At 41.2% G+C, this 26,694-nt stretch carries 24 protein-coding genes and 7 pseudogenes; 16 read left to right on the top strand and 15 right to left on the bottom strand.

The window, feature by feature from the left end:
• Window positions 1-20 precede the first annotated feature (20 nt).
• Window positions 21-173, bottom strand: a complete 153-nt coding sequence (locus H6F92_RS21290; RefSeq protein WP_190359387.1) for a hypothetical protein — start codon at window positions 171-173, stop codon at window positions 21-23.
• Here H6F92_RS21290 and H6F92_RS21285 point away from each other — a divergent pair.
• A pseudogene (locus tag H6F92_RS21285) lies at window positions 126-368 on the top strand (IS1/IS1595 family N-terminal zinc-binding domain-containing protein); the annotation flags it as partial. The gene H6F92_RS21290 and the pseudogene H6F92_RS21285 sit on opposite strands and share 48 nt — an antisense overlap.
• 2 nt (window positions 369-370) lie before the next feature.
• On the opposite strand, the pseudogene H6F92_RS26860 reads toward H6F92_RS21285, so the two are convergent.
• Window positions 371-1,304: pseudogene (locus H6F92_RS26860) on the bottom strand (DUF4351 domain-containing protein); the annotation flags it as partial.
• A gap of 57 nt (window positions 1,305-1,361) precedes the next feature.
• Window positions 1,362-2,228, bottom strand: coding sequence for a DUF4351 domain-containing protein (locus H6F92_RS21275; RefSeq protein WP_190359384.1), 867 nt, complete (start codon window positions 2,226-2,228; stop codon window positions 1,362-1,364).
• A 150-nt stretch (window positions 2,229-2,378) separates the two neighbouring features.
• Between H6F92_RS21275 and H6F92_RS21270 the strand changes: the two genes are divergently transcribed.
• Both H6F92_RS21270 and H6F92_RS21265 read left to right on the top strand, forming a co-directional pair.
• On the top strand, window positions 2,379-4,085 hold the full coding sequence (locus H6F92_RS21270; RefSeq protein WP_190359383.1) for a potassium channel family protein: 1,707 nt from the start codon (window positions 2,379-2,381) through the stop codon (window positions 4,083-4,085).
• Window positions 4,082-4,336 (top strand): hypothetical protein, encoded by a 255-nt coding sequence (locus tag H6F92_RS21265; protein WP_190359382.1) that lies wholly within the window; start codon window positions 4,082-4,084, stop codon window positions 4,334-4,336. Before H6F92_RS21270 ends, H6F92_RS21265 begins: the two co-directional genes overlap by 4 nt.
• Window positions 4,337-4,443: 107 nt before the next feature.
• Here H6F92_RS21265 and H6F92_RS21260 read toward each other — a convergent pair.
• Window positions 4,444-4,533 (bottom strand): annotated as a pseudogene (locus H6F92_RS21260) (IS200/IS605 family transposase); the annotation flags it as partial.
• A gap of 129 nt (window positions 4,534-4,662) precedes the next feature.
• Here H6F92_RS21260 and H6F92_RS26290 point away from each other — a divergent pair.
• Together H6F92_RS26290 and H6F92_RS26285 are read left to right on the top strand one after the other, a co-directional pair.
• A pseudogene (locus H6F92_RS26290) lies at window positions 4,663-5,247 on the top strand (DUF4351 domain-containing protein); the annotation flags it as partial.
• Window positions 5,248-5,325: 78 nt separating this feature from the next.
• A pseudogene (locus tag H6F92_RS26285) lies at window positions 5,326-5,523 on the top strand (hypothetical protein); the annotation flags it as partial.
• 55 nt (window positions 5,524-5,578) lie between these two features.
• Here the strand turns inward: H6F92_RS26285 and H6F92_RS21250 are convergent.
• Entirely contained in the window at window positions 5,579-7,630 is a 2,052-nt protein-coding gene (locus H6F92_RS21250) for an NAD(P)H-quinone oxidoreductase subunit 5 (RefSeq protein WP_190359381.1), read from the bottom strand.
• Between the two features lie 454 nt (window positions 7,631-8,084).
• On the opposite strand from H6F92_RS21250, the gene H6F92_RS21245 reads away from it, so the two are divergent.
• The 4 genes from H6F92_RS21245 to H6F92_RS21235 all read left to right on the top strand — a co-directional run bounded on the left by H6F92_RS21245 (window position 8,085) and on the right by H6F92_RS21235 (window position 12,004).
• Window positions 8,085-8,987: an AAA family ATPase gene (locus tag H6F92_RS21245; protein WP_242030223.1), complete on the top strand. Its 903-nt coding sequence runs from the start codon at window positions 8,085-8,087 to the stop codon at window positions 8,985-8,987.
• A gap of 14 nt (window positions 8,988-9,001) precedes the next feature.
• A complete protein-coding gene (locus H6F92_RS25480; protein ID WP_199308286.1) occupies window positions 9,002-9,727 on the top strand; it encodes a hypothetical protein in 726 nt (241 codons plus the stop codon).
• Between the two features lie 33 nt (window positions 9,728-9,760).
• Window positions 9,761-11,494: a S8 family peptidase gene (locus H6F92_RS21240; protein ID WP_199308285.1), complete on the top strand. Its 1,734-nt coding sequence runs from the start codon at window positions 9,761-9,763 to the stop codon at window positions 11,492-11,494.
• 300 nt (window positions 11,495-11,794) lie between these two features.
• A complete protein-coding gene (locus tag H6F92_RS21235; RefSeq protein WP_002761322.1) occupies window positions 11,795-12,004 on the top strand; it encodes a hypothetical protein in 210 nt (69 codons plus the stop codon).
• Between the two features lie 261 nt (window positions 12,005-12,265).
• Here H6F92_RS21235 and H6F92_RS21230 read toward each other — a convergent pair whose 3' ends face one another.
• From H6F92_RS21230 to gpmI, 3 genes are all read right to left on the bottom strand, one after another.
• Complete coding sequence (locus H6F92_RS21230) at window positions 12,266-12,982, bottom strand: peptidase (RefSeq protein WP_190359379.1); 717 nt, start codon at window positions 12,980-12,982, stop codon at window positions 12,266-12,268.
• Window positions 12,983-13,216 (bottom strand): preprotein translocase subunit SecG, encoded by a 234-nt coding sequence (gene secG, locus H6F92_RS21225; protein WP_002736485.1) that lies wholly within the window; start codon window positions 13,214-13,216, stop codon window positions 12,983-12,985. It lies immediately after the preceding gene.
• Window positions 13,217-13,501: 285 nt separating this feature from the next.
• A complete protein-coding gene (gpmI, locus tag H6F92_RS21220; RefSeq protein WP_103112002.1) occupies window positions 13,502-15,100 on the bottom strand; it encodes a 2,3-bisphosphoglycerate-independent phosphoglycerate mutase in 1,599 nt (532 codons plus the stop codon).
• Window positions 15,101-15,206: 106 nt separating this feature from the next.
• Here gpmI and H6F92_RS21215 point away from each other — a divergent pair, with 106 nt between their 5' ends.
• The 6 genes from H6F92_RS21215 to H6F92_RS21190 all read left to right on the top strand — a co-directional run bounded on the left by H6F92_RS21215 (window position 15,207) and on the right by H6F92_RS21190 (window position 22,223).
• Entirely contained in the window at window positions 15,207-16,184 is a 978-nt protein-coding gene (locus tag H6F92_RS21215; protein WP_190359378.1) for a phosphate ABC transporter substrate-binding protein, read from the top strand.
• A gap of 392 nt (window positions 16,185-16,576) precedes the next feature.
• Window positions 16,577-17,056, top strand: a complete 480-nt coding sequence (locus H6F92_RS21210; protein WP_190359377.1) for a hypothetical protein — start codon at window positions 16,577-16,579, stop codon at window positions 17,054-17,056.
• Entirely contained in the window at window positions 17,056-17,697 is a 642-nt protein-coding gene (locus H6F92_RS21205) for a GUN4 domain-containing protein (protein ID WP_322874225.1), read from the top strand. The genes H6F92_RS21210 and H6F92_RS21205 overlap by 1 nt, the downstream gene beginning before the upstream one ends.
• 243 nt (window positions 17,698-17,940) lie before the next feature.
• Window positions 17,941-20,493, top strand: a complete 2,553-nt coding sequence (locus H6F92_RS21200; RefSeq protein ID WP_190359376.1) for an SPFH domain-containing protein — start codon at window positions 17,941-17,943, stop codon at window positions 20,491-20,493.
• 70 nt (window positions 20,494-20,563) lie between these two features.
• On the top strand, window positions 20,564-21,775 hold the full coding sequence (locus H6F92_RS21195; protein WP_190359375.1) for a DUF4407 domain-containing protein: 1,212 nt from the start codon (window positions 20,564-20,566) through the stop codon (window positions 21,773-21,775).
• 229 nt (window positions 21,776-22,004) lie between these two features.
• The gene (locus H6F92_RS21190) at window positions 22,005-22,223 is read left to right on the top strand and encodes a hypothetical protein (RefSeq protein ID WP_012266176.1); all 219 of its coding nucleotides are present in this window, start codon (window positions 22,005-22,007) and stop codon (window positions 22,221-22,223) included.
• Between the two features lie 281 nt (window positions 22,224-22,504).
• On the opposite strand, the gene H6F92_RS21185 is transcribed toward H6F92_RS21190, so the two are convergent.
• Window positions 22,505-22,786 carry a BrnA antitoxin family protein gene (locus tag H6F92_RS21185; protein WP_002798057.1) on the bottom strand — a complete coding sequence of 94 codons (282 nt, stop codon included), beginning with the start codon at window positions 22,784-22,786 and terminating at the stop codon, window positions 22,505-22,507.
• Window positions 22,773-23,060, bottom strand: coding sequence for a BrnT family toxin (locus H6F92_RS21180; protein ID WP_149986751.1), 288 nt, complete (start codon window positions 23,058-23,060; stop codon window positions 22,773-22,775). The genes H6F92_RS21185 and H6F92_RS21180 overlap by 14 nt, the downstream gene beginning before the upstream one ends.
• Before the next feature lie 408 nt (window positions 23,061-23,468).
• Here H6F92_RS21180 and H6F92_RS21175 point away from each other — a divergent pair, with 408 nt between their 5' ends.
• A complete protein-coding gene (locus H6F92_RS21175) occupies window positions 23,469-24,275 on the top strand; it encodes an MlaE family lipid ABC transporter permease subunit (protein WP_002798033.1) in 807 nt (268 codons plus the stop codon).
• Window positions 24,276-24,281: 6 nt separating this feature from the next.
• Here the strand turns inward: H6F92_RS21175 and H6F92_RS21170 are convergent.
• From H6F92_RS21170 to H6F92_RS21150, 5 genes and pseudogenes are all read right to left on the bottom strand, one after another.
• Window positions 24,282-24,536, bottom strand: a pseudogene (locus tag H6F92_RS21170) (DUF4351 domain-containing protein); the annotation flags it as partial.
• 33 nt (window positions 24,537-24,569) lie between these two features.
• Complete coding sequence (locus tag H6F92_RS21165; protein WP_002748850.1) at window positions 24,570-24,911, bottom strand: hypothetical protein; 342 nt, start codon at window positions 24,909-24,911, stop codon at window positions 24,570-24,572.
• 49 nt (window positions 24,912-24,960) lie between these two features.
• Window positions 24,961-25,776, bottom strand: coding sequence for a DUF4351 domain-containing protein (locus H6F92_RS21160; protein ID WP_190359373.1), 816 nt, complete (start codon window positions 25,774-25,776; stop codon window positions 24,961-24,963).
• 16 nt (window positions 25,777-25,792) lie between these two features.
• Window positions 25,793-26,365, bottom strand: a complete 573-nt coding sequence (locus tag H6F92_RS21155) for a Uma2 family endonuclease (protein WP_190359372.1) — start codon at window positions 26,363-26,365, stop codon at window positions 25,793-25,795.
• Between the two features lie 133 nt (window positions 26,366-26,498).
• Window positions 26,499-26,687: pseudogene (locus tag H6F92_RS21150) on the bottom strand (hypothetical protein); the annotation flags it as partial.
• Window positions 26,688-26,694 lie beyond the last annotated feature (7 nt).

The following is a 26,694-nucleotide window of genomic DNA, read 5'->3' as shown; positions in this document are numbered from 1 at the left end:
GAATAGGCTTTTTCCATACCTCACATTTTAGCATATATTTCGTAAACGATGCTCATATTTAACGGTAAAGCCGTCGTAGAACGACGGGGTTTCAGACCCAAATTTTCGATGAAGGAAAAAAAACGATGAAATGTCCAGAATGTCAAAGTGACCACATCAATAAAAATGGTCATCGTGGTCAAAAACAAAACTATATATGTGTAAACTGTGGTCGTCAGTTAATCCACAGCTATGAAACAAAGGGCTATAGCGATGATGTTAAGCGTATCTGTCTGAAAATGTAGGTAAATGGCCTGGGATTTCGAGGCATTGAGAGAGTGACAGGAGTGTCACGAACAACCATTATGGATTGGGTCAAACAAGTGGGGGTCAGCCAATTGATTAAGTCAGCTTGAGTCTCAAAGTCTAGTAATGCTTCTCCTAAGTCTTCTAATTTTTCTACTGAGAGTTTTTGGATAGTTTCGGTGATATGCGGGGGAAGTTCACCAAAACGTCGCTTTAGTTGACGTAGCACTAACTTGGATGCTTCTTTTTGAAGTCCGATGGCTTCTCCTTGTTGAATCCCTTCGATTCTACCTTTTTGAAGTCCGATAGCTTCTCCTTTTTGAATCGCTGCTTCTCTATCTTGTTCGTATAAAGGGGCTAAACGCATAATAAATTTCCTTTCCTCCTGGGTTCTTTTGGGTAAGGTTTGCAAGTTCCTACTCAAATTGTATAATAATTTTAAGGAAGCTGATTTAAAGGGATGACTAGGAGACAAGGCCTCTAATTCATCAATTGCTCTGGTTCTGGTTCCTCCTCTACCTAATAATCTTAACCAAAGGGTTTTAGGGGTTTCAGGTAATTGATGCAGGACAATAATGGCTGTGGTTAATGCTGGAGGTAAAAAGTAAATTCCTTCTCCCCAATCTGGATGATTGAGAGCGGAAAAAGCAGTTATAATTCTTTGACTGGCCGTAGGAGTTAGTATCCATAGTCTAGGGATATTTTCTGCTAATAAGGGTTGTTGATGACGGTGAGCTTCTCTTTGTAATTGTTCCCGCACAGTCAACAGTTGAGATAAACAAGCGAGAATTCCCTCAATCGTGACAGGATTGCGATGGGGTTCCAATAGACAAGGGGTTTGAGCTAATCGGCCCAATAAACCTAATTCGGGCGGCATTTCTGGGGAAGTCGGTCGAAAATAGACATCGATTTCTTGAGTTTTTGCCGTCACAGCAAGGCTAGTTTTCACGTCACCGGAAGAAGAGAGAAAGGTTTCGAGGTAGTCTTTCACTAAATTTATCCCAAAGAAAGCGAGTCAAGACCTAAGTGATTAAATCAATGATGATGATTATTTTATCATCTTCAAAGCCTATTTATTAGGTCAGCCAATTAATTAAGTCAGCTTGAGTCTCAAAGTCTAGCAATGCTTCTCCTAAGTCTTCTAATTTTTCTACTGAGAGTTTTTGGATAGTTTCGGTAATATGCGGGGGAAGTTCACCAAAACGTCGCTTTAGTTGACGTAGCACTACCTTGGCTTCTCCTTGTTGAATCGCTGCTTCTCTATCTTGTTCGTATAAAGGGGCTAAACGCATAATAAATTTCCTCTCCTCCTGGGTTCTTTTGGGTAAGGCTTGCAAGTTCCTACTCAAATTGTATAATAATTTTAAGGAAGCTGATTTTAAGGGATTATGGGGAGATAATGCCTCTAATTCATCAATCGCTCTGGTTCTGGTTCCTCCTCTACCTAATAATCTTAACCAAAGGGTTTCAGGGGTTTCGGGTAATTGATGCAGTACAATAAGGGATGTGGTTAATGCTGGAGGTAAAAAATAAATTCCTTCTCCCCAATCTGGATGATTGAGAGCGGAAAAAGCAGTTATAATTCTTTGACTGGCCGTAGGAGTTAGTATCCATAGTCTAGGGATATTTTCTGCTAATAAGGGTTGTTGATGACGGTGAGCTTCTCTTTGTAATTGTTCCCGCACAGTCAACAGTTTAGATAAACAGGCAATAATGCCATCAATCGTGACCGGATTGCGATAGGGTTCCAATAGACAAGGGGTTTGAGCTAATCGGCCCAATAAACCTAATTCGGGCGGCATTTCTGGGGAAGTCGGTCGAAAATAGACATCAATTTCTTGAGTTTCTGCCGTCACATCAAGGCTAGTTTTCACGTCACCGGAAGAAGAGAGAAAGGTTTCGAGGTAATCTTTACTAAATTTATCCCAAAGAAAGCGAGTCAAGGCTTAAGTGATCAAATCAATGATGATGGTTATTTTATCATCTTCAAAGCCTGATTGGGAAAATTGGCAATATTGCAGCTTTAGTTACAGATTTTTCCTAGTTTTTGCGCTAGAAATGAAAGGTTAATCAGCAAAAAACGCGCTCGACGAATGAAACCGCAAATCATCGTCTGTGGATTAGGTCGCACGGGTTATAAAATCTTTTGTTTACTCAAACAACAATCTGCGGCAGTGGTAGCGATTAGCGATCGCCAAATGGTCTGTGAATACCAGTCTGATATTATTATCGGCGATCCCTGCTCTCCTAAAACTCTCCTGCAAGCTGGCCTTCCGGATGCAGAAACCCTAGTTTTGGCCATCGATAACGACGCACTCAATCTGGAAATTCTCACCCGCGCAAGAATAATTAACCCGAAAATTCGGATAGTTAACCGACTATTTAACGAAACTTTGGGAGAAAGACTTGATCAAACCCTCCCTGCTCACGTTAGCATGAGCGTTGCTTCCCTAGCAGCCCCGATCTTTTCCTTTGCTGCCCTTGGTAATAAAGCTATCGGTCAATTACAGCTATTCGATCGCCTTTGGCCGATTCAAGAGATAATTATCGATGAAAATCATCCTTGGTGGGGATTACCTCTCTACGAACTTTGGGACGATCCGGCCCGGATGTTAATCTATTATCTCCCCGCTCACGACGAAATCGATCTGGTTTCCGCAGTTCTTTTAGGCAAAAAACTCCAAACTGGCGATCATCTCATTATCGGCAATAAACCGACAATTAAGGCAAAACAGCGTTTTAAACTGCAAAAGTGGCTGAGAAATCTGCTCAATCTCCGTCCCTATCAGCACTATGTCCAACCGGTAATTCTTGTCACCCTTTCTCTCCTGGGGATGATTTCCCTTGCTACCATTACCTATCTCAGCGTTAATCAAAAAATTTCCCTCGTCGATTCCCTCTATTTCTCCGTCGGGATGATTACCGGCGCCGGAGGTAACGAAAAAGTGGCCGAATCTACCCCTGATAGTATCAAAATTTTTACCGTGGTCATGATGATTGTCGGTGCGGGGGTTATCGGTATCTGTTATGCTCTCCTCAACGATTTTATCCTCGGTAGTCGCTTTAAGCAGTTTTGGGATGCTACCCGCATTCCCGTCCGCAATCATCACATTATCTGTGGTTTAGGAGGTATCGGCACCCGGATCGTGCGACAATTACACGAGCAAGGCTGTGAAGTGGTGGTGATTGAATCAGACCACAATAATAGATTTTTGCATTCCGTGCGCTCCTGGGGAATCCCCGTTATTATCGAGGATGCGCGTCTAGTGGCTACCCTAGAAACGGCTAATATTAACAACGCTGAATCTTTGATCGTGGTGACTTACGAGGATATGATTAATGTGGAGATTGCCCTCACTGCTAAAGCGATCGCTCCTAAAATTAATCTAGTTTTACGCTGCTCTCAGGAACAATTCGGGCGATCGATTCAAGAGGTTTTTGATTTTGATACGGTATTATGTCCCCGGGATCTGGCTACCTATTCCTTCGCTGCGGCCGCTTTGGGCGGTAGAATTCTCGGTAATGGCATGACCGATGATCTCCTCTGGGTTGCTTTGGCTACATTAATCACACCTAATCATCCTTTTATGGGGCAAATTATCAAGGAAGCGGCGATGAATGCGGATTTTGTGCCACTTTACTTAGAAAAACAAGGTCAAACTATCCACGGTTGGCAATTACTGGAAATCACTCTCGATCAAGGTGATATTCTTTATCTAACTATGCCGGCTATGCGTTTACAACAGGTTTGGCAAAATACTTCCCTAACTATTCCGCAATCTTTCCCCGACTTAAAATGATTTCTGGTCTTAATTATCTGAGCAAAGCTAGTTATCGCTGTATCTTGAGTTTAGGCAGTGCTGGCAGTATTTTAAGTCTCGCTAGTGCCGGCAGCATTTTAAGTCTGGTTAGTATCGGCAGTATGCTCAGTATTGGCAGTGTCGGCAGTATGCTCAGTATTGGCAGTGTCGGCAGTATTCTTAGTATTGGCAGTGTCGGCAGTATCTTTGGCATCTTTCAATATCATTCTCTGCCTAACCATCCTGGATAGGTCTAATGAACTACTCCTCACCGCTTCTTTGTCGATGGCGGTTTTATAAGTTTAAACTGTGGAGCGATCGCTTTTTATCGAAAATTTGGGTTTAAAACCCCGTCGTTCTACGACGGCTTTTCTTGATCCCTAATAGAGCATCTGAGAACTTCCAAGGGCGCACCTCCCACAGAAGAAACAAAATAACTAGGAGACCATTCAGTTATCAGTTATCAGTTATCAGTGGGTAAGTTATCAGTGGGTAAGTTATCAGTTATCAGATGTGAGTTTTTAAGTGTGCAGTATTAAATAGAAGTTTCCTACTGTCTTTTGGCGTTGTCAGATGTAAAAATATTCCTAGACTATGGATACTAACTCCTACGGCCAGTCAAAGAATTATAACTGCTTTTTCCGCTCTCAATCATCCAGATTGGGGAGAAGGAATTTATTTTTTACCTCCAGCATTAACCACATCCCTTATTGTACTGCATCAATTACCCGAAACCCCTGAAACCCTTTGGTTAAGATTATTAGGTAGAGGAGGAACCAGAACCAGAGCGATTGATGAATTAGAGGCATTATCTCCCCATAATCCCTTAAAATCAGCTTCCTTAAAATTATTATACAATTTGAGTAGGAACTTGCAAGCCTTACCAAAAAGAACCCAAGAGGAGAGGAAATTTATTATGCGTTTAGCCCCTTTATACGAACAAGATAGAGAAAAAGCGATTCAACAAGGAGAAGCCATCGGACTTCAAAAAGGAGAAGCCAAGCTAGTGCTACGCTTGCTTAACCGACGTTTTGGTCAACTGCCCCCGAATATTACCGAAACTATCGAAAAACTAGCCGTTGAACAATTAGAAGACTGAGGAGAAGCATTACTAGACTTTGAGAGTCAAGCTGACTTAATCAATTGGCTTAATCAAGCCTAAAATCTTCGGGAAAGGCAATTTTAAACTCATCTGATTGTTTTCTTGCTCTCTCAGTAAATTGTAATTACTGGACTTCCACCTTTATCTAGAGAGGAGTTAAAAAATAACCTAGATTTATCTGCCAGTGATTTAATCAATGGTTTACAATCCTTGCAACAACGTTATTTAATTCAAAGGGAGCAAAACCTATTTCAATTATCATCTATTTTTAAAGAGTATATCAAAAGCTATCGCTTTTCCCAAACCCCTAAATTCCCCTTAAAAAGGGGTACTTAAAGCCGAAAAAAGGGGCTTTGCGCCCCTAAAAATCTTTAGTCAACGGCTTAAAAATCTACACCAGACTATAGACAATTACTAAAACCAAAACTGCGGCAAAGACAATTAAAGCGTAGAATTGGGCGCGACCATTTTCGAGGTATTTAAGACCTTCACCACTGACAAGAGTAGCTAAACCGGTTAAATTCACCGCCCCATCGATAACGCGATAATCCACTTCCATAATTTGCCGTGCGAGACGACGACAACCCTGGACAAAAACTCGATCATAGAGATTATCAATGTACCATTTGTTCAGGGAAAAACGATACAAAACGGGGAATTTTTCGGCAATAGTTGCGGGGTCAATTTTCTTCTGGAGATACATCAAAGAAGCGACAGTAATCCCGATTAAAGCAATCCCTACCGAATTACCCGCCATAATCAGAAACTCCGTCCAATCAAAAGCATGAACTTCTTCCACTACTTCGTTGGGAACATGAATAAAACCCTCGAAGAAATTCTGCCAAGGTTTACCCACCAAACCGATTAACAAAGAAGGAACCGCTAAAATCATGAGAGGTAAAGTCATAGTAATTGGCGATTCGTGGGGTTCATGGGCATGATGGCCGTGGTTGTCTTCTTCCTGCGCTTCCGAGTCCAATTGCTTAACATTCATTGCCCCCGGTCCAAAAGCCGGAATCGCGCCCGCGTTGGCTAACAGTCGGCGTTTAATCTCCTTATTAGTACCTCTAAACTCCCCTTCAAAGGTGTTAAAGTACATCCGGAACATATAAAAAGCTGTTAAACCCGCAGTCCCCCAACCGATTAACCATAAGGACGGGTTCGCCTCAAAAGCTAAACCGAGAATTTCATCCTTCGACCAGAAACCAGCGAAGGGAGGAATCCCACAGATGGCCAGAGTTCCCACCAGGAAAGTTAGGGCGGTAATGGGCATATACTTGCGTAAACCGCCCATCATCCGCATATCTTGCGCTAAAACCGGCTCATGACCGACCACATCCTCCATACCGTGGATGACCGAACCGGAACCGAGGAACAACATCGCTTTAAAATAAGCGTGGGTCATCAGGTGGAATAACCCCGCACTATAAGCGCCGATACCCATAGCCATAACCATATAACCCAATTGGGAGATGGTGGAATAGGCTAAACCCTTTTTGATATCATTCTGGGTGAGGGCGATACTTGCCCCTAGAAAGGCAGTAAAGGCCCCCGTCCAAGCAATTACCGTCATCGCCGTGGGAATTGGCTCAAAAACGGGATACATCCGAGCAATCAGGAAAACTCCGGCGGCCACCATCGTGGCGGCGTGAATCAGGGCCGAAATCGGGGTCGGACCTTCCATGGCATCCGGTAGCCAGACATGAAGGGGAAATTGGGCTGATTTGGCCACCGGTCCAAGGAAGACTAAAACGGCGAATAATGCCGCTAAACTGCCGGCAATGGCTCCAGAAGAGACTAATTCCTCTAGACGTTCACCCATGATATCAAACTCGAAGCTACCGGTGGCCCAGAAAAGCCCCAGCATTCCCAGTAATAAGCCAAAATCGCCGACGCGGTTGGTAACAAAGGCTTTTTGACAGGCCTCGGCAGCCGCCGGACGAGTGAACCAGAAACCTACTAGCAGATAGGAACACATCCCCACCAATTCCCAGAAAACGTAGATTTGGACGAGGTTGGGACTGATGACCAAACCGAGCATAGAACTGCTAAAAATGCTGAGATAGGCGTAAAAACGCACATAACCGGGGTCATGGGCCATGTAACCATCGGTATAAATCATCACCAAAAAGGCCACGGTGGTGACGATAACCGACATTAAAGCGCTGAGATGATCGATCGTATAACCCATTTTCAGGTGAAAGTTACCCGCCGATGCCCAATCGATCATTTGGTTGTAGGGAGCGTGTCCATTGATTTGACTCCACAGCAGCGCAAAAGACAGCACCATCGACGCACCGAGGGTAGAAATGATTAATACAGCATTCACCTGTCGCAGACGATTGGTGACTTCATTAAAGGAAATTAAGCCCGCACCGACTAGGGTAGCGCCTACCAAGGGTAGGACGGGAACTAGCCATGCGTACTGATAAAGCGGTTCCATTCAGTAATACCTAGTTTACAACTTCACACTATTTGGTTTATCTTCATCTATTGTGACATAGGTTAATTCTTAAGAAAGTGTTTATACCTAGTTTTGCTCAATAGGGCGGCGAAAGGTCAAAGGATCTTATCAATTTGGCAGTTTAGCGAGCGGGACGGTAATTTTTAGGGAGAAGCAGGAAAATTATCGAATAACCACGAAAGCAAGAGAAAGACCAAATACGGGTTTCCCCTAGCTAATACGACAATTTATTTAGTACAATTTAACTATACCGATCAAAATTAGTCCAAAAGGGAAATTATTCTTTGTATAGTGCCTGTCACAGTTAAAATCATTGAGTATGATGGGGAGTTTAACTTAACGAGGTATCATGTCCACCGCTCGCCATATCCTAGCACTTCTAAAAAGTCATCTAGAAGGAGAAGAGCAGCAATTTTATTCTGCTGCCCTACAGATGGCTGCACACGAAGCAAGACAAGGACATGGTAAGTTAGCCCAAGAAATTCGCGAATTAATTGACCAAGCAAAGGCTAGTAAATCGGTTATTGAAAAAAAATCTGATCCAATTCCTTTAGTACAACCAAAAGGAGATTTAGCCAATCTGGTTTCGGTCAGATATCCCGATACTCGATTATCGGATATGATTTTAACCTCTGACCTTGAATTTAGACTTAAACGAGTATTAACTGAACAAAGACAAGGAAAAAGACTCAGAGAACATAATCTTACGCCTCGTCGAAAGCTGTTGTTAGTAGGTCCACCGGGTTCTGGTAAAACAATGACGGCTGAAGCTTTAGCAGGAGAGCTTAAATTACCTTTGTTTACGACTTTATACGATAGTCTAATGGGCAAGTATATGGGAGAAACGGCTAGTCGTTTAAAAGTGATTTTTGAGGCAATGACAATAACAAAAGGGGTCTATTTTTTTGATGAATTTGATGCGATTGGGACTCAACGTCACAATTCTAACGACGTGGGAGAAATTCGTCGCATTCTCAATTCTTTTTTGATGTTTTTAGAACAAGAGCAAGGGGATAGTTTGATTTTGGCAGCAACTAATCATCCTCAGTTACTAGACAAAGCTCTTTTTAGGCGTTTTGATGATGTAATTGAATATCAGCTTCCTGATGCCGCAATTATTCGTGAATTGATTGAATCTCGTCTTATTTCTTTTGAAATTGACTGGAAAGATTGGTCAAACATTCTTAATCAAGCCAATGGACTCGCTCAAGCTGAAATTGTCAGAGCGACAGATGACGCAGCCAAGCAAGCTGTTTTGTCAAATAGTCAGAAGGTGAGCGAAGATTCTCTGATTTCAGCTATTATGGAACGTAAAGACCTAAACTTCAATGAATAAAACCTAATCCCATAATGTCGCAACGTTCTCGCCGTCTTCCTCACTTGTATCTACGGAATAACGATAAATTTCGTAAAAGCGCCGATTATACTTCACCGCGCTCAGTTAATGCTCCACCACCACCCGATCGGAACAGAATAGAACACGCTGCAAAATTAGAACTTGCTATTGGTGAAGCGATTACGAAAGCTCGTCAACAATTAGAATCCCGTTTATCGGCAATTGCCGTCGGACAACCCGGATTCTATTTAGAATTTCAGGTAACAAAAGATCAAGCGAATGCTTTTGAAAATTTAGGAGATAAACGCAAAAAAATTGAATTAGTTGCTGTTAAGCCTTCTCCTGAACAAGAAAATATAGTTAAGGCTACTGTTTTTGTACCAGAGTCAGCGACAGAATTTTTTGAGAACAAAGTAGAAGAATATCGTGATGAAGAAACAACAAAAGGAAACCCAAAAAATGCAGCCCTAATAACACGACTAGAAAACGTTGAAATTGGTACAGTTCAATCATTATTTACTGATGATCCTGCTTTATTTCCTCAGAATGGACAATCAATATGGTGGGAAGTATGGTTACGTCGTGGACAACTTGAAGACTTCCAAACCATTGCTCAAAGACTCGATATTATGACTAAATTTCATATACATTTTCCCGAAAGAACTGTTACTTTAGCTATGGCTAATGTAGAAAAAATACAGCAAGTTCTTCAAAATTCTGATACGGTTGCAGAATTTTGAATTGCTAAAGATACGCCTTCCTTTTTTCTTGATATGAAATTAATTGAAAAGGAGGAATGGGTCGAGGATTTATGGAATCGAACTTTACCTCCTAGAGATAATGCTGTTGCTGTCTGTCTTCTTGATTATGGAGTTAATAGACGACATAAACTGATTGAAAAAGGTCTTGATAGTAGTGATTTATATACTTGTGATCCTAATTGGGGAACTCATGATCCTCATAATACACATGGTACAGAAATGGCGGGTTTAATTCTTTATGATGATTTATATGAGGCTTTACAAACACAAGGATATATAACGCTTATTCACCGTTTAGAATCAGTTAAAATTCTCCCTCCTGTCGGACAAAATGATCCTGAACTTTATGGCGCAATTACAGAGCAAGCAGTCTCTCGTCCAGAAATACAAAATCCCAAGCGAAAACGTATTTTCTGTATGGCTGTAACTAGCGAGCAGCCATCACCAAATTATGGAACTCCCTCCTCATGGTCAGCAGCAATAGATCAACTATCTTTTGGTGAAGATAATTTTAAGCGATTAATCATTATTTCAGCAGGAAATATCAGAGAAGAAATATCTTTATCTGATTATTTAACCCGCAATGATGTGGCAACAATTGAAAACCCAGCACAAGCTTGGAATGCTCTTGTTGTGGGAGCTTACACTGAAAAAGTTAATATCAGTCATCCCGACTTTCACGGTTGGCAACCTGTAGCTCCTTGGGGTGATTTATCTCCTAAAAGTTGTACTTCTGTTTCTTGGGAAAATCAATGGCCAATTCGTCCTGATATTGTTTGTGAAGGGGGAAATTATGCCTCAGATGGGGAAAATTATGCACAAATGATTGACGATTTATGCTTATTAACAACTGCTCATAGTCATAACTATAAATTGTTTACTTATATGTGTGATACCAGTTGTGCAACTGCACTCGCTAGTTATATGGCTGCTCGAATTCTTTCAGAAAATCCCAAATATTGGCCAGAAACAATACGCGCTTTAATCGTTCATTCAGCCGAATGGACTGTTAGGATGATAGCTAATTTTCCAAAGAAATTGAAGCAGCAAGATAAAAAAAATTTGATTCGTCGCTATGGATATGGTGTTCCTGATTTAGACAGAGCTTTAAAAAGTTCAAATAGTGACTTAACAATGGTTATTGAAGATCAATTGACACCTTTTAAAAAAGATGGTAGTGTCATTAAAACAGACAAAATGAATCTTCATAGCTTACCCTGGCCAAAAGAAAAGCTAGAACAATTAGGAGAAGCCAAGGTAGAACTGAGAGTAACTTTATCGTATTTTATAGAACCTAATCCAGGGGAGCGAGGTTATAAAAGAAAACACCATTATGCCTCTTATGGACTCAGATTTCAAGTAAAAAAACCTTTAGAGACCCATGACCAATTTCGACATAGAATTAATAAAGCTACCAGAAAAGAAGAAAAAAATATTTCTGGCAGTAAAGAGGAAGATAACTGGTTTTTGGGTCCTCATTTAAGGAGTCAAGGTTCACTTCATTCTGATATATGGACAGGAACGGCCGTCGATTTAGCAAGTAGAGGAATGATAGGCGTTTATCCTGTTGGTGGATGGTGGAAAGAACAAACACAAGAGGAACGCCATGATCAACCTGTTCGCTATACATTAATTGTAACGATTCGAGTACCAGAAATTGAGTGTGATATTTACACCCCTGTATCTAATTTAATTTTAATCAGTCAAGATACACCCACTAACATACCAATAGAAACAGAGATTTAATCTTTACATCGAACTTCATCCATTAAATATATCTCAGGAATTGAGAAAATTGGTAACGATTCTCTGTCAGTTTCCCTACCAACTTTTTCACCTTCCCTCCCCAACAACCCAACTTAATCAGCGCGATTTAGACATGGCTAGAGGAAATAGAGGTTTAGATGAACTAAAGAGTTGGTCAATAATGGGTAAAATGTTTGTGCATAGGACATTTTGAAACCCGCGGATTTGCCTCCCGATGGCAAACCATTCCCACTTCCATGGCGCGTTACGTCCCATAAATTCCCAACTCATTTTTTCCCCATGACTAAACCCTTAGACTCCCTGAAACAGCCCAATCCCTCGGAAAAAACAGCCCCTAGAGATGATTGGTTAGATAGCGAACTATCTCGTTTAGAAGATTATGAACCTTACGATTGGGGAGAAATAGATCCCTTAATGTTAGGCAAACCCGTACAATATGTTTCTAGTATTGGCTTAGTTGTAGAGGGTGGCAAAGATTGGGGTTGCTGATTTGCAATAGGAATCTTCTTGTGTGGGGTTTTTAAAACCTAGAGCCAAACTAACTTTTGGATAGGATGCACAGTTGGCATTCATAGCTTGAGTCAGCAACACCCCTCCCCAACAACCCAAGTTAATCAGTGCGATTAAAACATGGCTAGAGGAAATAGAGGTTTAAGCGATGGTTAACCTTCTGGATCTTAGTCAGTTATACTAAGTATATCCATAACTTATACTTTTTAATAGCAGAACCGACTGAAGAGCAATATTTACCTATTCAGGCATTAGATACCCTAGCTGATCCATCTGCCAACCTAACTGAGTTGGCTGCTGATAAACCTTTTTTAAAGTGTTAATATCCCGGCTAGAAATCGGGGCAATATCTCTAGTTTGAGCGAAATACATTACATCCGTCTCTAGGGGACTATGACCCCAAATTCCCAAAGCGTGACCTAATTCGTGCCGCGCTGCCGCTAAGGCCGACCGATCGGCTAAATTAGGACTAATCTGGATACTCATCCGATGAGTTAGGCGATTTTCCTTGACAAAAATCTCGTATTGTGTTATGGCAGAACGCACCCGGGGCAGTTCTAACTTACCCGTTTCGGCATTAAAACGGACTCCCGACGGCGGTAACTCCCGTTTAATGAGGATATCGGCCAATTCTGCCCGATTTACCAACTCCATCGGCAAATACTGCCCCCATTCAGCGATCGCCTGTTGTACCAAACTCAGCCAAGAACTGCGATCGCTGTGAACATAAATCTTCACGGGAAATTGCGACCAAATCAACGCCCCCACGGGACTGATTTCCACGGCATCAAAATAATCCCCGGACTGGTTTTGCTCTTGCCATTGGGCTAAATTAGCGGGTAAAGGATGGGTTTTTAACTCCGGTAGCGATCGACTGTCGGCGATCAAAGAATAGGAAAACAGCAAAAAACTCGCCAAGGCTGCGAGTCCTAGAAAAGAGAACCGACCTCTTAGCATTTAGCGATTTAACCAGCCGGCGCTCAGTACAATAGTTAGGGTGATAAATACCGTCCCCAACGCCCAAGTCACCTGATTTAAGGTTTTTTCCGCCGTTTTTGCGCTGGTAAAAATCTGTGATTGGCCGCCAATACCGCCAATACCATCCCCTTTGGGACTGTGTAATAACACCAAAATCGCCAGAAAGGCCGCCGCCAGCGCCCAAATAATCTGTACTACCAGCACCACTGTCATGATTATTACTCTCTATTTTCCATTACAAAGTATAGCAGTTATCATCAGTTATCAGTTATCAGTTATCAGTTATCAGATGTAAGTTTTAAATTTTTATGGCTCTCTCGGAAATTGGCTGAAAAATGTTCATTATCTTACATTCAAAGATGCCCTACGCCCTTTCTTCGATAAGATTTGCTGATCACCATAACTACAAGAGAGCGGCTTTTATCGGTCATTTTTCTGCTAATTAGCCAATTTTTTAATTATTTCCACTGATTACTGATTACTGATTACTGATCACTGTTAAAGCGAGATGCGGACGGGAGTGCGACTGGCTTTAATTTCCACTTCGGCCGGTTTAATCAGCGATCGCCCAGTCATTTCCACCGGGACGGGAATAGAGAGAATTTCCAGGATAGTGGGGGCAATATCAGCTAAACGACCATCATCCCGCAGCTGCACATCGCCACCGTGGCCAGGTATTTTTCTTCCTTCCCCTTCAATTAAAATTAAAGGAACGGGATTAGTCGTGTGGGCCGTCCAAGGATTACCCGACTCATCCACCATCGTTTCCGCGTTACCGTGGTCGGCAGTGATTAACACTGTTCCCCCCAATTTATTGATGCTACTTAACAACTTAGCCAAGCATAGATCCACCGTTTCCACTGCTTTCATGGCCGCGTCTAAAATGCCCGTATGACCCACCATATCGGGGTTAGCGTAATTGACTACCACGAGACTATAGATCCCCTGTTCAATCGCCGCAGAGACCGCTGCTGTCACTGCGGCCGCCGACATAGCCGGTGCTTGGTCATAGGTGGCGACTTTCGGACTAGGAATTAATTCGCGCACTTCTCCCTCAAAGGGTTTTTCTAATCCCCCATTAAAAAAGTAGGTGACGTGGGGATACTTTTCGGTTTCCGCACAACGAAACTGTTTTAATCCCTGTTGAGCGATCACCTGTCCTAAAATATTATTTAAATTCTGGGGAGCAAAGGCCACATCTACCGGTAATTTCGGATCGTATTGGGTGAAAGTGACAAAACTGAGGGGAGAAATTAAATCTCGATCGAAATCTTCAAAATCGGGCATAGTCAGGGCATAACATAACTGTCTAGCTCGATCGGGACGGAAATTATAGAATATCACCCCATCGCCTGCTTCGATCGCCCCCGGTGCAATTCTGGTGGGGGGAATAAATTCATCGGTAATATTTTGATCATAAAATGCCTGTAATACTTCCGTGATCGATCGTCCGTCGATACCTTGATCACTGGTCATCACGTTATAGGCTTTTTCCACCCGATCCCAACGGCGATCCCGATCCATGGCATAATAACGGCCACTGAGAGTCACCAGGCGACCGAGTTTGATTTTATTAATATGTTCTTGAATCCGTTTAATAGCTGGCATTCCGTCGGTGACATTGGTATCGCGACCATCGGTGATGACATGAATGCAGACATCGCTAATCCCTTGCACTTTCGCTAAGTCTAATAATCCCAGTAAGTGATCGAGATGGGAATGGACTCCTCCCTCGGAACATAAACCAATCAGGTGTAATTTGCTTTTTTTAGGGCGAATCTCGGCGCAGAGTTTTAATAAAGCCTGATTTTGTTGAATCGAACCATCTTCGATCGCATCGGAAATCCGTACTAACTCCTGTGGTACGACTCGCCCCGCTCCGATATTTAGGTGGCCAACTTCCGAGTTGCCCATCTGTCCTTCCGGTAGTCCCACATCCTTAGCGGAGGTGCGGATTAGGGTGTGGGGATAAACTTCCCAGAGACTATCCATAATCGGGGTTTTCGCCATTGCGATCGCATTATCCGACCTTTGCGGGCGATAACCCCAACCATCAAGGATAACCAGCACGACTGGGGATATAGGTGCGTGGGTCATGATATACAGTCCTAAATTAAGAGTGGATTTCCATGCACTAAGATAATATCATCGAAACTTCCATTGATCACCGGTCTCCTGGCGATCAACCCCCTAATGTCAGCAAATGATGGGTATGTCTCAAAAAAACGAAACAACTGCTTTAATAATCGCTCTTTTAGCCACTGCGGGCATTTTAGGTGGAGGTTACTTCTGGCTGCAAAGTCAATGTGCTGCGGGTCAAGAATTCTTTCTCTGTGGCAGCGGTAAAAGTCCGCAAAAATCCCCCACATCGGGAAGTGCCTCCTCTCCCCTACCCCCTCCCCCTTCCCCCCAGGAAGTGGTTAGTTTTGCCCCACCGACTTCTATCCCCAGTGGCACGACAATTCGCATTAACGGCTCTACCAGTATGGTACAGATTAATCAAGCCTTAAAAGCCGCTTTAACTGCCAAATTTCAGGGGGTAGAGGTCTTGACAAATGCTCAAGGATCTGATAGGGGATTAGAGGAAGTGGCCCGGGGGGCGATCGATATTGCGGCGGTGTCACGACCTTTAACCGAGTCAGAACGCTCTCAGGGATTGGCTTCTAGTCCGATTGTTCGAGATGCGATCGCTATTGTGGTGGGGGTAAAAAATCCCTTTGCGGGGGGGTTAACCACTACCCAAGTTAAAGATATTTTTACCGGAAAAATCACCTCTTGGTCGGAGGTGGGCGGTTCTGCTGCTACTATTCAAGTGATTAATCGTCCCCCTATTAGTGGCACTTATCAAAGTTTTCGTGAGGAAGTGCTGCAAGGGGGAGAATTTGGTACAGGAACTAATTTTCAAATGATGGAGAGGGATGCCACTACCCCGATTTTGCGAGTTTTGGGACTGAATGGCATTAGTTACGCAACCTATAGCCAAATCGTCAACCAAAAAACCGTCAGAGCGCTCGCTATTGAGGGAATTTTACCCAGTGAACCTAATTATCCCTGGCAGCGTACCCTTTACTACGTTTACAAAGAACCTGCTAGTGAAGCAGTCAAAGCTTTTATGGGTTTTGTGGCCTCTAGTGATGGTCAAGAAGCGATTTTTCGGGCTAATGAAGAACTACAAAAGTAGTTAGCGAGAATATCTGAAAATCTGGGAAATTTTACCTAAAATGTCGGATGAATGCCCCCGCTACATTTTTCGACTGTATAAAGACTAGACACCTCCAATTCTAATTAGCTAGAATTGCCCCAAGGCCCGCTAATTGTTATTGTGAGATTATGACTGGGAGACAAAAAAACCCTACTTATACTCTTTGGGACACAGAGAGTCTGCCTCGGTGATAGGAAACTATTACGCCAGTTAGTGCCTTCTTTAGGGAAGAGCAAAACCTGCGGAGGCTGAGTAAGACCAAAGCTAAGGAACCACTTGGCGGAGGCATTGGCCGATGAAAGAGGAAGCCCTCGCTTTTAGCGACGAGTATGTCACTATTACCAGACTAATTGAAGGTGAAGAATTAAGCTATGAACAAAAATCGTCTGAATGAGATTGAATCCCATCTTGAACTGCTTTACGAACAAAGAAGGGAGAAAGAAGAGGCTATTATTGTGGCTGCAAGAGGTGATAAAACAATCCTAAAACAGCAACTTCGGCTTGAAATTCTTAAACCCATTCGAGATTATGAACAGGAATATTGGCAAATTATCGCTGGTCAGTCTAATTTAGTTCAAATCTCAGAAGCAGACGCAGAAGTTGTTATCGCCGAATTTGTGGAAGGAGTCGGACAACTTCGGGAAGAAAATGCAGAAGTTATAGAATATTTGCAAAAAATCCTCGCTAAAGTCGAAGAACCCGGTCCAACAGCCGCCGCTAAACTTAAAGCGGTTGTTTCTTCGATTCCCCCTTTTGTGGGAATTTCCTACGAGGCTGAGTTGGACACGGAAAACTTCTTAAGTCGCCATTTTCCTACTTTGATGAAGGCGGTGCAACGCCTAAAAAAGTAATAGGGCAGGATGTCTCATCAGCCCAACAAAAAGAAACTCCTCAAAATATTTCATCAAAAACAATTCTGGTATTAGCGTCTAGTCCAGCGGATGAAGCAAGATTACGGCTAGATCAAGAGGACAGACCTGAACCACAAGAAGGTTACGAACAGCTTTCAATTTATTTAGATAAAGAAAACTGGAAAGAAGCGGACAAAGAAACAATGCAGATTCTGCTTCGTATTGCCGACACAACTGAAAGAAGAGGAAGGCCAAAACCAACTCAAAAAGGTTGGCTAACAGACGAAAACGTTAAAAAAATTCCAATTGAAAGCCTACAAAAAATAAATAATTTGTGGTTGGCGGCAAGTGATGGTAAATTCGGTTACAGTGTACAAAAGAAAATCTGGCTGGACGTTACTCAGGTTGAATCCATTGACCATTCACAAGTCAGCTATAATATATTATTTGGTGATTTTGCCGATAAAGTTGGTTGGCAGGTAGAGGGGCATTGGCTATTGAGTTATGATAGCTTTGATTTTTCCAGACGTGCGCCCGATGGACATTTACCGACTTTTTGGTTTCCTGGTAGTAGCTGTGATCTGGACACACAAAGAAGGATATTCAAGTTTTTTCTTTCTTATCAAAAATTTCCTGAATAGGGAGGTGAAAAATGTCTTTTGATATAATTGAAATTCCGTCGGGTAAAATTGGTCTAGTCGAAGCAAAAAAAAGAAAAAGCCACTTCTGAGATTATTGAGTGGTGTGAGCGTTATCACATCAATATCGAAAAAAATAAAGAATTAATGAGCTTATTTTTCTTTAGAGACACAGAGGAGATGTGAGTTCTTTTAAAATCAGAAACCTTAGACTTTTAAAAAATACAACAAAAGGAGACAAAATCAATGGTTTTTATTAATATCAAAGAAGATGAAGTAGGCATTGTTTATAAACGATTTGGTCGTCCCTTGCCTGCGGGTCGTCGAGTTGCTCTCAATGGAGAAAGTGGTTTACAAGCCGATGTGCTTACCCCTGGACGGCATTTGAGTTTGCCTAATGTGGAAATTCGCATTGCTAAGGCAATTGTGATTGCTTCTGATCAGGTGGGATTAGTGGATGCAAAAGACGGGGCAAGCTTACCTCCAGGAGAAAACTTTGGAAAAGTTGTCGAGTGTAACGATTTTCAAGATGCTAGGGCATTTATTGACAATGGTGGACAAAAAGGAAAACAACGAGCTATTTTGACTAATGGTACTTATTATATTAATACTGAGCTATTCTCTGTTGAGATTGTTAATTTTATTCGTATCCGTGAAGACGAAGTAGGACTCGTGGAAGCTAGAGATGGTAAACCTCTACCGCCAGGTCAAGCCTTTGCCAAGTTTGTAGAATGCAATAATTTTCAAAATGCCCAAGCTTTTTGGGACAATGGTGGTCAAAGTGGTAAACAACTGACAATTTTAACCGCCAATACCTATCAGATTAATACCAATATCTTTAAAGTAAAAAATGTAAAATGTATTCGCATTGCGGAGGATCAAGTAGGATTGGTTCGGGCTACCTTTGGCAAGCCGTTGCCTCCAAATCGAACTTTTGGTAAGGTTGTTGAATGCAATAATTTTCAAGATGCTCAAGCTTTTATCAATAGTGGCGGAGAAAGTGGTAAACAATTAGCCTTTTTAACACCTAGCACCTATCAAATTAATACTGATTTGTTTGAAATTAAAATTGATTCAGTCACTAAAATTCCCCAAGGAGAAATTGGTTTAGTTGTGGCTACCGATGGGTCAACCCGTCCCGAAGATAGGAATTTAGGTAAAGTTGTTGAATGCCAAAATTTTGAAGATGCTGAAGCTTTTATTAAAAATGGTGGTGAAAGTGGCAAACAGTTGGCAGTTCTACCTGCGAGGACTTATCAGATCAACACTGACTTGTTGACTGTTATTACTTCTGCTAATGCCACTCAGTACAATGTAAACCCTGAAGAATTAAAGGTTTATACTGTGGCCAAAGACAAAATCGGTATTGTTACTACACTTGAAGGAAAAACTCTTCCTGAAGGTGTAATTGCTGGGGATACAATTAAAGGTCATGATAATTTTCAGAAACCCCAAAAGTTTATCGAAGCTGGGGGCTATAAAGGCTTACAGGAAGAATTTTTACAGGAAGGTTCCTGGATTCTCAATCCCTGGTTTGTTTGTGTTGAGCAAGTACCATTGATTGAAATTCTTGCCGAGCAAGTCGGGGTGATTATTTCTTATGTCGGCAAAGATAACGAGTCAGAAAATGATGATCGGCTTTCAAAAGAAGGAGAAAAAGGCGTACAGCGCAAGCCCCTTCTACCAAGTAAGTATCCGATAAACAGAAGAATTCAAAGTGTTCATGTTGTTCCGACAAACGAGATTATCCTAGAGTGGTCTAAAGCGGAAGGAAAAGATGCGGATAATTATGATAAAATCCTTGAGCCATTACAACTTCGATCAAAAGATGGTTTTGTTTTTCAGTTGCAATTAACTCAGACTATCTGCATAGCAGCAAAAGATGCTCCACAAATGATTCTCAAAGTCGGTACTCAAGCAATTGATCCTTTGAGCCTAGAGTATTCTAATGCTCTTGATAATATTACTGATAAGAAATCTGTTAAATCTCCTGCTATCAGAAATTTAGTCGGTAGAGTTTTAGCCCCTTTAGTGAATTCTTATTTTCAGAATGCCGCTCAGTATTTTGAGGCTCTTGATTTTTTTAGTAAGCGAAGCGCTATTCAAAAGCATGCAGCAGATTTTATTAAAAAGGCACTTAATGATTATGGCGTACAGTCAATCCAGACATTGATTACAGACATTGATTTGCCTGATGAATTGGAGGAGCTATTAAGAGAACGTCAAATTCTACAACAACAAGCCGAAAACTATAAACAACAAGAGTTAACTGAACAAGCCCGTCAGTCTCTCATCAAACAGCAAGAGGAAAACAAAGCTCAAATCAAAATAGTTGAGGCTCAAAGTAATTTAGAGGTAGCAACTCTTAATGCTAAAGCTAAACTTGAGGAATCAAAAGCAGATGCACAAATTCAACAAGAAAAAGATGAGCTTGAGTTAAAGCGGATGCGGGCAGAATCTGACATGAAAACCGAAGACGAGAAAATTGAGTCTGGTATTCGTATGGAAGAGTTTCGTCAAAGAGTTCAGGTTCTTAGTCCTGCGATTTATGCTCAGTTAGAATCAGAAGGGAAATGGGCTGAGGCATACGCCAACACCCAAATTAAACTTCCAGAAGTGTTTATTGGTGCTAGTAGCGGTGGTGGTAATACTTCTGGTGGTGGAGGGATTGTTGAAGCCAGTGCTATGCAGATGGCGTTCCTAGAAATCTTAAGAGACTCCCTGAAATCAAAAAGACAAAATGAGCAAATTAATATGTCACGAGAATATGAGATTCTCCCCCCTTCTGAAAATGATTAAATTCAGAGAGCGTTAATTCCTTTATTTTTGCTCTGAATTAAGAAGTATAACCATTAACTAAGGTAATCAAGTGCTAACTAAAACACGACTCAATTCTCTACAAAAACTTTTAATCTGGTCTGCTGGTGCAGATCAAGAAATTTTGTCTCAAGAAAGCTGCCGCACAGAAAGGTATAAATATGAGTCTATCGGCACCACCGTTATTCTCACGGCAATAATGGCTTTTTGTTCAGGAGGCTATGCACTTTTTACGGTTTTTGGCTCTTTAACAATTTCAATTTCTTTGGGTTTTATTTGGGGTAGCATAATTTTTAACTTAGATCGCTTTTTTATACTTACAGCTAGTCAAAATAAGTCTTCATCAAAACTACAATTTTGGGTAGGAGCCGCCACTCGCTTAAGCATAGCGATTCTTTTAGGTTTTATCGTTGCTAAACCTCTAGAGTTAAGATTGTTTGAGAGTGAAATCAATCAAAAAATTAGCCAACAAAGAAGAGAAAGAGAAAGAGAAGAAAGCAGAAAAGATCAAGATACTCCAGATGTCAAAAGAATCAATAAAATCAATGAAGAGATTGACAATCTCACAAGAGAAAAAAATCAAGCTTCAGACGCTTTACAAAAAGCTCGTATAGATGCGATAGAAGAAATAGAAGGTAAAGGTGTGACAGGTAAACCCGGTGTCGGTACTATTGCAAAAGAAAGACAAAAAAATGTAGAAACAATAGAAAAAAGTGTTACTTTTTTGGATAGTAGAATCCAAGATTTACTCAAGGAAAAAAATAGTTTAATCAAAAAACAACAATCAAGTTTGAGTATCAAGACACCGCAGAAAAAGGAATGGCAAGAAGGAAGTCTTTTAGATCGTATCTCAGCCCTAGAAGCATTATCGAAAGATGATCCTGCTATTGCTATTACAAATAAATTAATTACTCTGTTATTAATTATTATTGAAATTGCTCCAGTTTTGGTAAAAATCTTGTCGAAAGAAGGTCTTTATGAAAAACTGCTTGAGAAAGAAACTATCGATAGAATGAATCAAGAAAATCTTGGCAAAATGGCAGAAAAAGAACTCTCAAAAATGAAAGAACTAAAAAATTTTCAGCTAAATATTGAAGCTTTAATGATTGAATATATCCGACTTAGAGAAAGAAATAAAGAAAAAATCGAAGATATACAAATGAATAAAGCAAAAAATATTTATCAGCAACATGATGAAGAAACTGCTAACTTTATTAAGTTATGTAGAGAGCGAGTAAATAATTATGAAGATTTAGTAGATTAAACTTTATCTTAAGATAAAGATAATGAGATTTTTAAAGATCAATAATAATCTCTAGAATTGCTATCTCCTATGATTTTGAAATAGTGATTGCATTTTTTTATAACTACCAATTAATCAGCGATCGCAGTTTTAGCTCCTGCGATTGATTTTAACACTCGTACTATCAAGGTAGTGGGTTAGCAGTCAAGCTATAGTTAGCCAACGAACACAAAACAGCCAAAAAACGATGATGCAATACAAAGGCTATGAAGCTGTGATTGAATACGACGAGAGCGATCGCTTATTTTTTGGTCGTGTCATCAACATAGAAGATATTATCGTTTTTGATGGTCTTTCCGTTGATGAACTAGAACAGGCTTTTAAAACTGTTATTGAACAATACTTAGCGGATTGTCAAACCCTTAATAAAAACCCTAATCAACCGACTTATCCCTTATCTTCTCATTAGTTAGGAGGCGATTGCGTTTTGTGGTGAGTGATTAGGCGATCGCCTATAATAATTAGGATTATTGTCAAGTTCAGCCGCTATGACCACCACAAACAATCAAGAAAGAAGAAACCGGTTGATGACGAAAGAAATCATTCCTTTCCATTAACGACTAAATTCTAGATTAAATAAACAAAAAATTACCATATTACAAGTTAATTTAGGCAAACGCTGCAATTGAGCTTGTAATCATTGCCATTTATAACCGCTTCTTCGAGGTTCTTTACTCGGCAGATAATCGGCTATTGGGATTGATGTTTGACGTAGGTTAGTAATACATCATTAATCAGGTCGTGATAGCTCTTTTCTTGAGCATGATTCCTAAACCACTCAAGGATTTCTGAATCCAACCTGATACTAATTTGCTCTGTTTGTGGATTTGGTTTGACCAGTTTAGCATTCTTGAAAAATTCATCATCTAGGGGAGGAATATCTGAATAATCAATATTCTCATCGGACATTTGCATAAATTTCTCTTGTCGCTCTTTAAGAGGCATATCAAGGGAAAATTCAGGGTTGCTCATAGCGTTTTCTCTCCCGTTCATTGGCTTTTCTGGCTGATATGAGACGAATGCTTTGATTTCTTTGAGTATGAATAACTACGATGATCGCTTTCTTTTCTTGGGTTGTAAGCGTTATTTGCCCTATTGAAACAAATCTCGTTTCCCCATAGTTGCATCGGGTATCCTCAAAGGTCAGGATAGAAGGATCAGCGAATATAGCGATCGCTTCCTCGAAACTGATACCGTGTTTGATGAGATTGCTTTGGTTTTTATTGTTGTCCCAGTCGAAGACCATATCATCAATATATACATTTTTGTGCGTACAAGATCAAAGCATCTGATCAATCGCTTTTTCTGGGAATGAAAAGTAATTCATTGATCTATTCGGCTCTTCTGGTTTCTGTGTGGAAAGGAGGTCTATACTAGAGTTCTTCCATAATTAATTTTTGAGAGGGCAAAAATGAGAAAAATAGGCATAAAATTGCCTAAAATCACTAAATAGAGCATTTAATTGATTAATGCTCATTCTTAATTTTCCTGACTCCGAGACTACTGGCTCCTTACTCCTCACCTAACGGAAGATTTTTGATTTTTGCCAGAGGTCTAGTACAAAAATTCTGCACTATCCATAGCATGGTAGGGAATGGGAGTTAGAAGACAAAACAGGATAGACTTTTCTCTAGTCCGATCGATTTTGAGGGCCATGAAGGATTTATTGGCAATTTTTAGCAAGGAATTAAGCTCCTGGTTTCGGCGCTGTTGGTTAGCGGTACTATTAACCGGCAGGGTTTTTTACTTCCTATTCACGCGCCAACCCGATTGGCGCGTCACCCAAGAACAAATGGTAGCAGCCGGGCCCGCCTCGCTGATTATCGCCATGATCACGGCTGCGGTGATCGGGATGATTTTTACGATCCAAGTGGCGCGGGAGTTCCAAGCTTTGGGTGCTGGCAGTATGGTGGGGGGAATTTTGGCCCTTGCTCTCGGTCGGGAACTCTGTCCCATTATGATGGCGATCGTGGTAGCCGGTCGGGTAGGATCGGCTTTTGCGGCGGAAATCGGCACCATGAAGGTGACAGAGCAGATCGACGCACTCTATATGCTCAAAACCGATCCTGTAGAATATCTGGTGCTGCCCCGTTTAATTGCCTGTTGTCTGATGGTTCCCGCTTTGAGTGTTATGGCGTTGCTGATCGGTTTAGGTAGCGGTTTGCTAGTCGGCCAAAGTTTATACGGGATTGCTAATTCAGTTTTTCTCGACTCGGTTCGCGGTTTTCTGGGTGTGGGAGATGTGCTGAGTGGACCGGTTAAAGGGGTGGTTTTTGGGGCTTTAATCGCGATTATCGGCTGTAATTGGGGTTTAACGACCGATGGCGGTGCTAAAGGAGTCGGCCAAGCTACTACCGCAGCCGTAGTCACTATGCTCTTAGCGATTTTTGTATCTAATCTGCTGATGACCTGGATCTTGTTCCAAGGATCTGGCAATAGTTCGGTTTTATTTGGACAGTAATTTTAGTTAAAAACTCTCATTTTCTAGCCATTGTTCTAAATCATCTACTGACTGAAAATCTAATAAAGCTTCTCCTAAGTTTTCTAAATTTTCTAGAGAAAGACTTTGGATATTGGTGGATAATTCGGCAGAAATGCCACCTATACGCCGATTTAATTGACGTAGAAGCAAGTTGACAGCTCCTTCTTGTCTTCCTTCCTCTTTAATTTCCTGATAGATAACAGATTCTTTCATAATGTCCTTCCTCAACAATTGTTGAATATTGATTATCCCTAGGTTGAGATTAAATTATCTCTAATATCCACCGGGGAAATATTGAGCAAGACAAGCGGAACAAATTGCTGCTTTGCTAAAATTATCTCCATCGTCTTGTACGTTAGCTGATGCTTGACCACAGTAGGAACAAATTTGAAATATCGTTGCTATCGTTCTCTGTTCTTCCACATCATCAAAATCATAAAAACACTCATTACTGAGAATTTCACCGATATTGACATCGCAACGGAATGATTCTTTAATTATGTCCAAAACTATCGACTGTTGTTCTTCAAAACTTAGGGACTGAAACGCCTTATTTTTCAAATACAATCGACCTAACATTGCATTGACGGCATAACTAGCTTGATGATCTGACATAATGATAATAGAGGGAATTAATAGAATAAAAATAACCGCAGTAAATTAGTTAAAAACGCTCATTTTCTAGCCATTGTTCTAAATCCTCTACTGACTGGAAATCTAATAAAGCTTCTCCTAAGTTTTCTAAATTTTCTAGAGAAAGACTTTGGATATTGGCGGATAATTCGGCAGAAATGCCACCTATACGCCGATTTAATAGACGTAGAAGCAAATTGATGGCTTCTTCTTGTCTTCCTTCCCCTTTAATTTCCTGATAGATGACAGATTCTTTCATAATATCCTTCCTCAACAATTGTTGAATGATGTCTTTGTTTAATACTAATCCGGCGAGAATTGCGGTGGAGGCAGCCAGATTGCTTTGTTCTCGACTGTCGCTGATTTGTTCGATTTTTTGGGCGATTTGCCGCAGTAAATTCTCTTGCTCCTCAGCTTGACCTAGTATAGCAAAGGGCAATAGTCCAGGTGCTTGCAATAAGGGTTGATAGGGTTGTTCCCATAGTCTAATCACCTCAAATTGATGATAAGTTTTTCCCTGTTGATAGTCATTCTGTCTGACTAGGGGTAAGGTACTTTTCCTTAGATAAATCACTACCTGATAGATAGGTTGGCCTTGATAGCGTCGATAGAGTCTTGTGGCATAATCGAGCATTCTATAGGGAATATCCTCTTTAGGGTCGGTTTGGAACTCAATATGTAAGATTAATTCTTCTGACTCCAAAAAGATTAAACCATCGGCTCTTATCGGCTCTAACGACAACTCTGAGGGTTTAATTTCGGTTAAATCCAAAGGTTTACCTGATAACCAAGTGGCTAAATCTCTCGAATATTCCAGGGCGATAAATTTACAAGTGGAATCATACATCAGTCTTGACTATATTTTACTCAAAAATAGAGATAAATAGACTAAAGCCGGGTAAGACATCCTCTCCGCTTAAATTAGCCGGTAGTTCTATAATTTCTACGGGTTGCTGAGGACGATAAATTTCCACCTGTTGTTGTTGAGGATTAACTAGCCAACCTAATCGCAAACCACTGTGGAGATATTCCTGCATTTTAGCCTGAATTTCTGGGAGGGAATCGCTACGGGAGCGCAGTTCAATAACGAAATCGGGACAAATAGGCGGAAATTTCTCCTGTTCTTCTCGACTCAGAGCTTGCCAACGAGTTAAACTCACCCAAGCGGCATCGGGAGCGCGATCTCCGCCATTCGGTAAACGAAAAATCGTCGCCGAACTAAAGACTTTACCCAATCGGGTTTGACGATTCCAGATACCTAAGTCAATGATAAAATCGGCCTCTCGGTTGCCGCTAATTCCCCCAACAGGTGGCATGACAATTAATTCTCCTTGAACGTTTCTTTCCAGTTGCCAATCTGGGTTAACTTGACAGAGACGGTAAAACTGCTCATCGCTGAGATTGACTGTATCTAAGTTTAAAATCACTGCTGCCATAGCTATATTTCACCCTAGAAAACACTCTAGTCTTAATTATAGTTAATTAGATTCCCCGCCACAGTGCGATCGCACCGTCCCGATCTCCAGTGACTAACCAACGACCATCTCGACTGGCAACCATTCTTAAGATGTCGGTTTGGAACTCAATATGTAAGATTAATTCTTCTGACTCCAAAAAGATTAAACCATCGGCTCTTATCGGCTCTAACGACAACTCTGAGGGTTTAATTTCGGTTAAATCCAAAGGTTTACCTGATAACCAAGTGGCTAAATCTCTCGAATATTCCAGGGCGATAAATTTACAAGTGGAATCATACATCAGTCTT

Source organism: Microcystis wesenbergii FACHB-1317 (assembly GCF_014696875.1).
In the GTDB taxonomy this organism is placed as follows: domain Bacteria; phylum Cyanobacteriota; class Cyanobacteriia; order Cyanobacteriales; family Microcystaceae; genus Microcystis; species Microcystis wesenbergii_A.
This window is presented reverse-complemented; position numbering and strand designations above follow the sequence as displayed.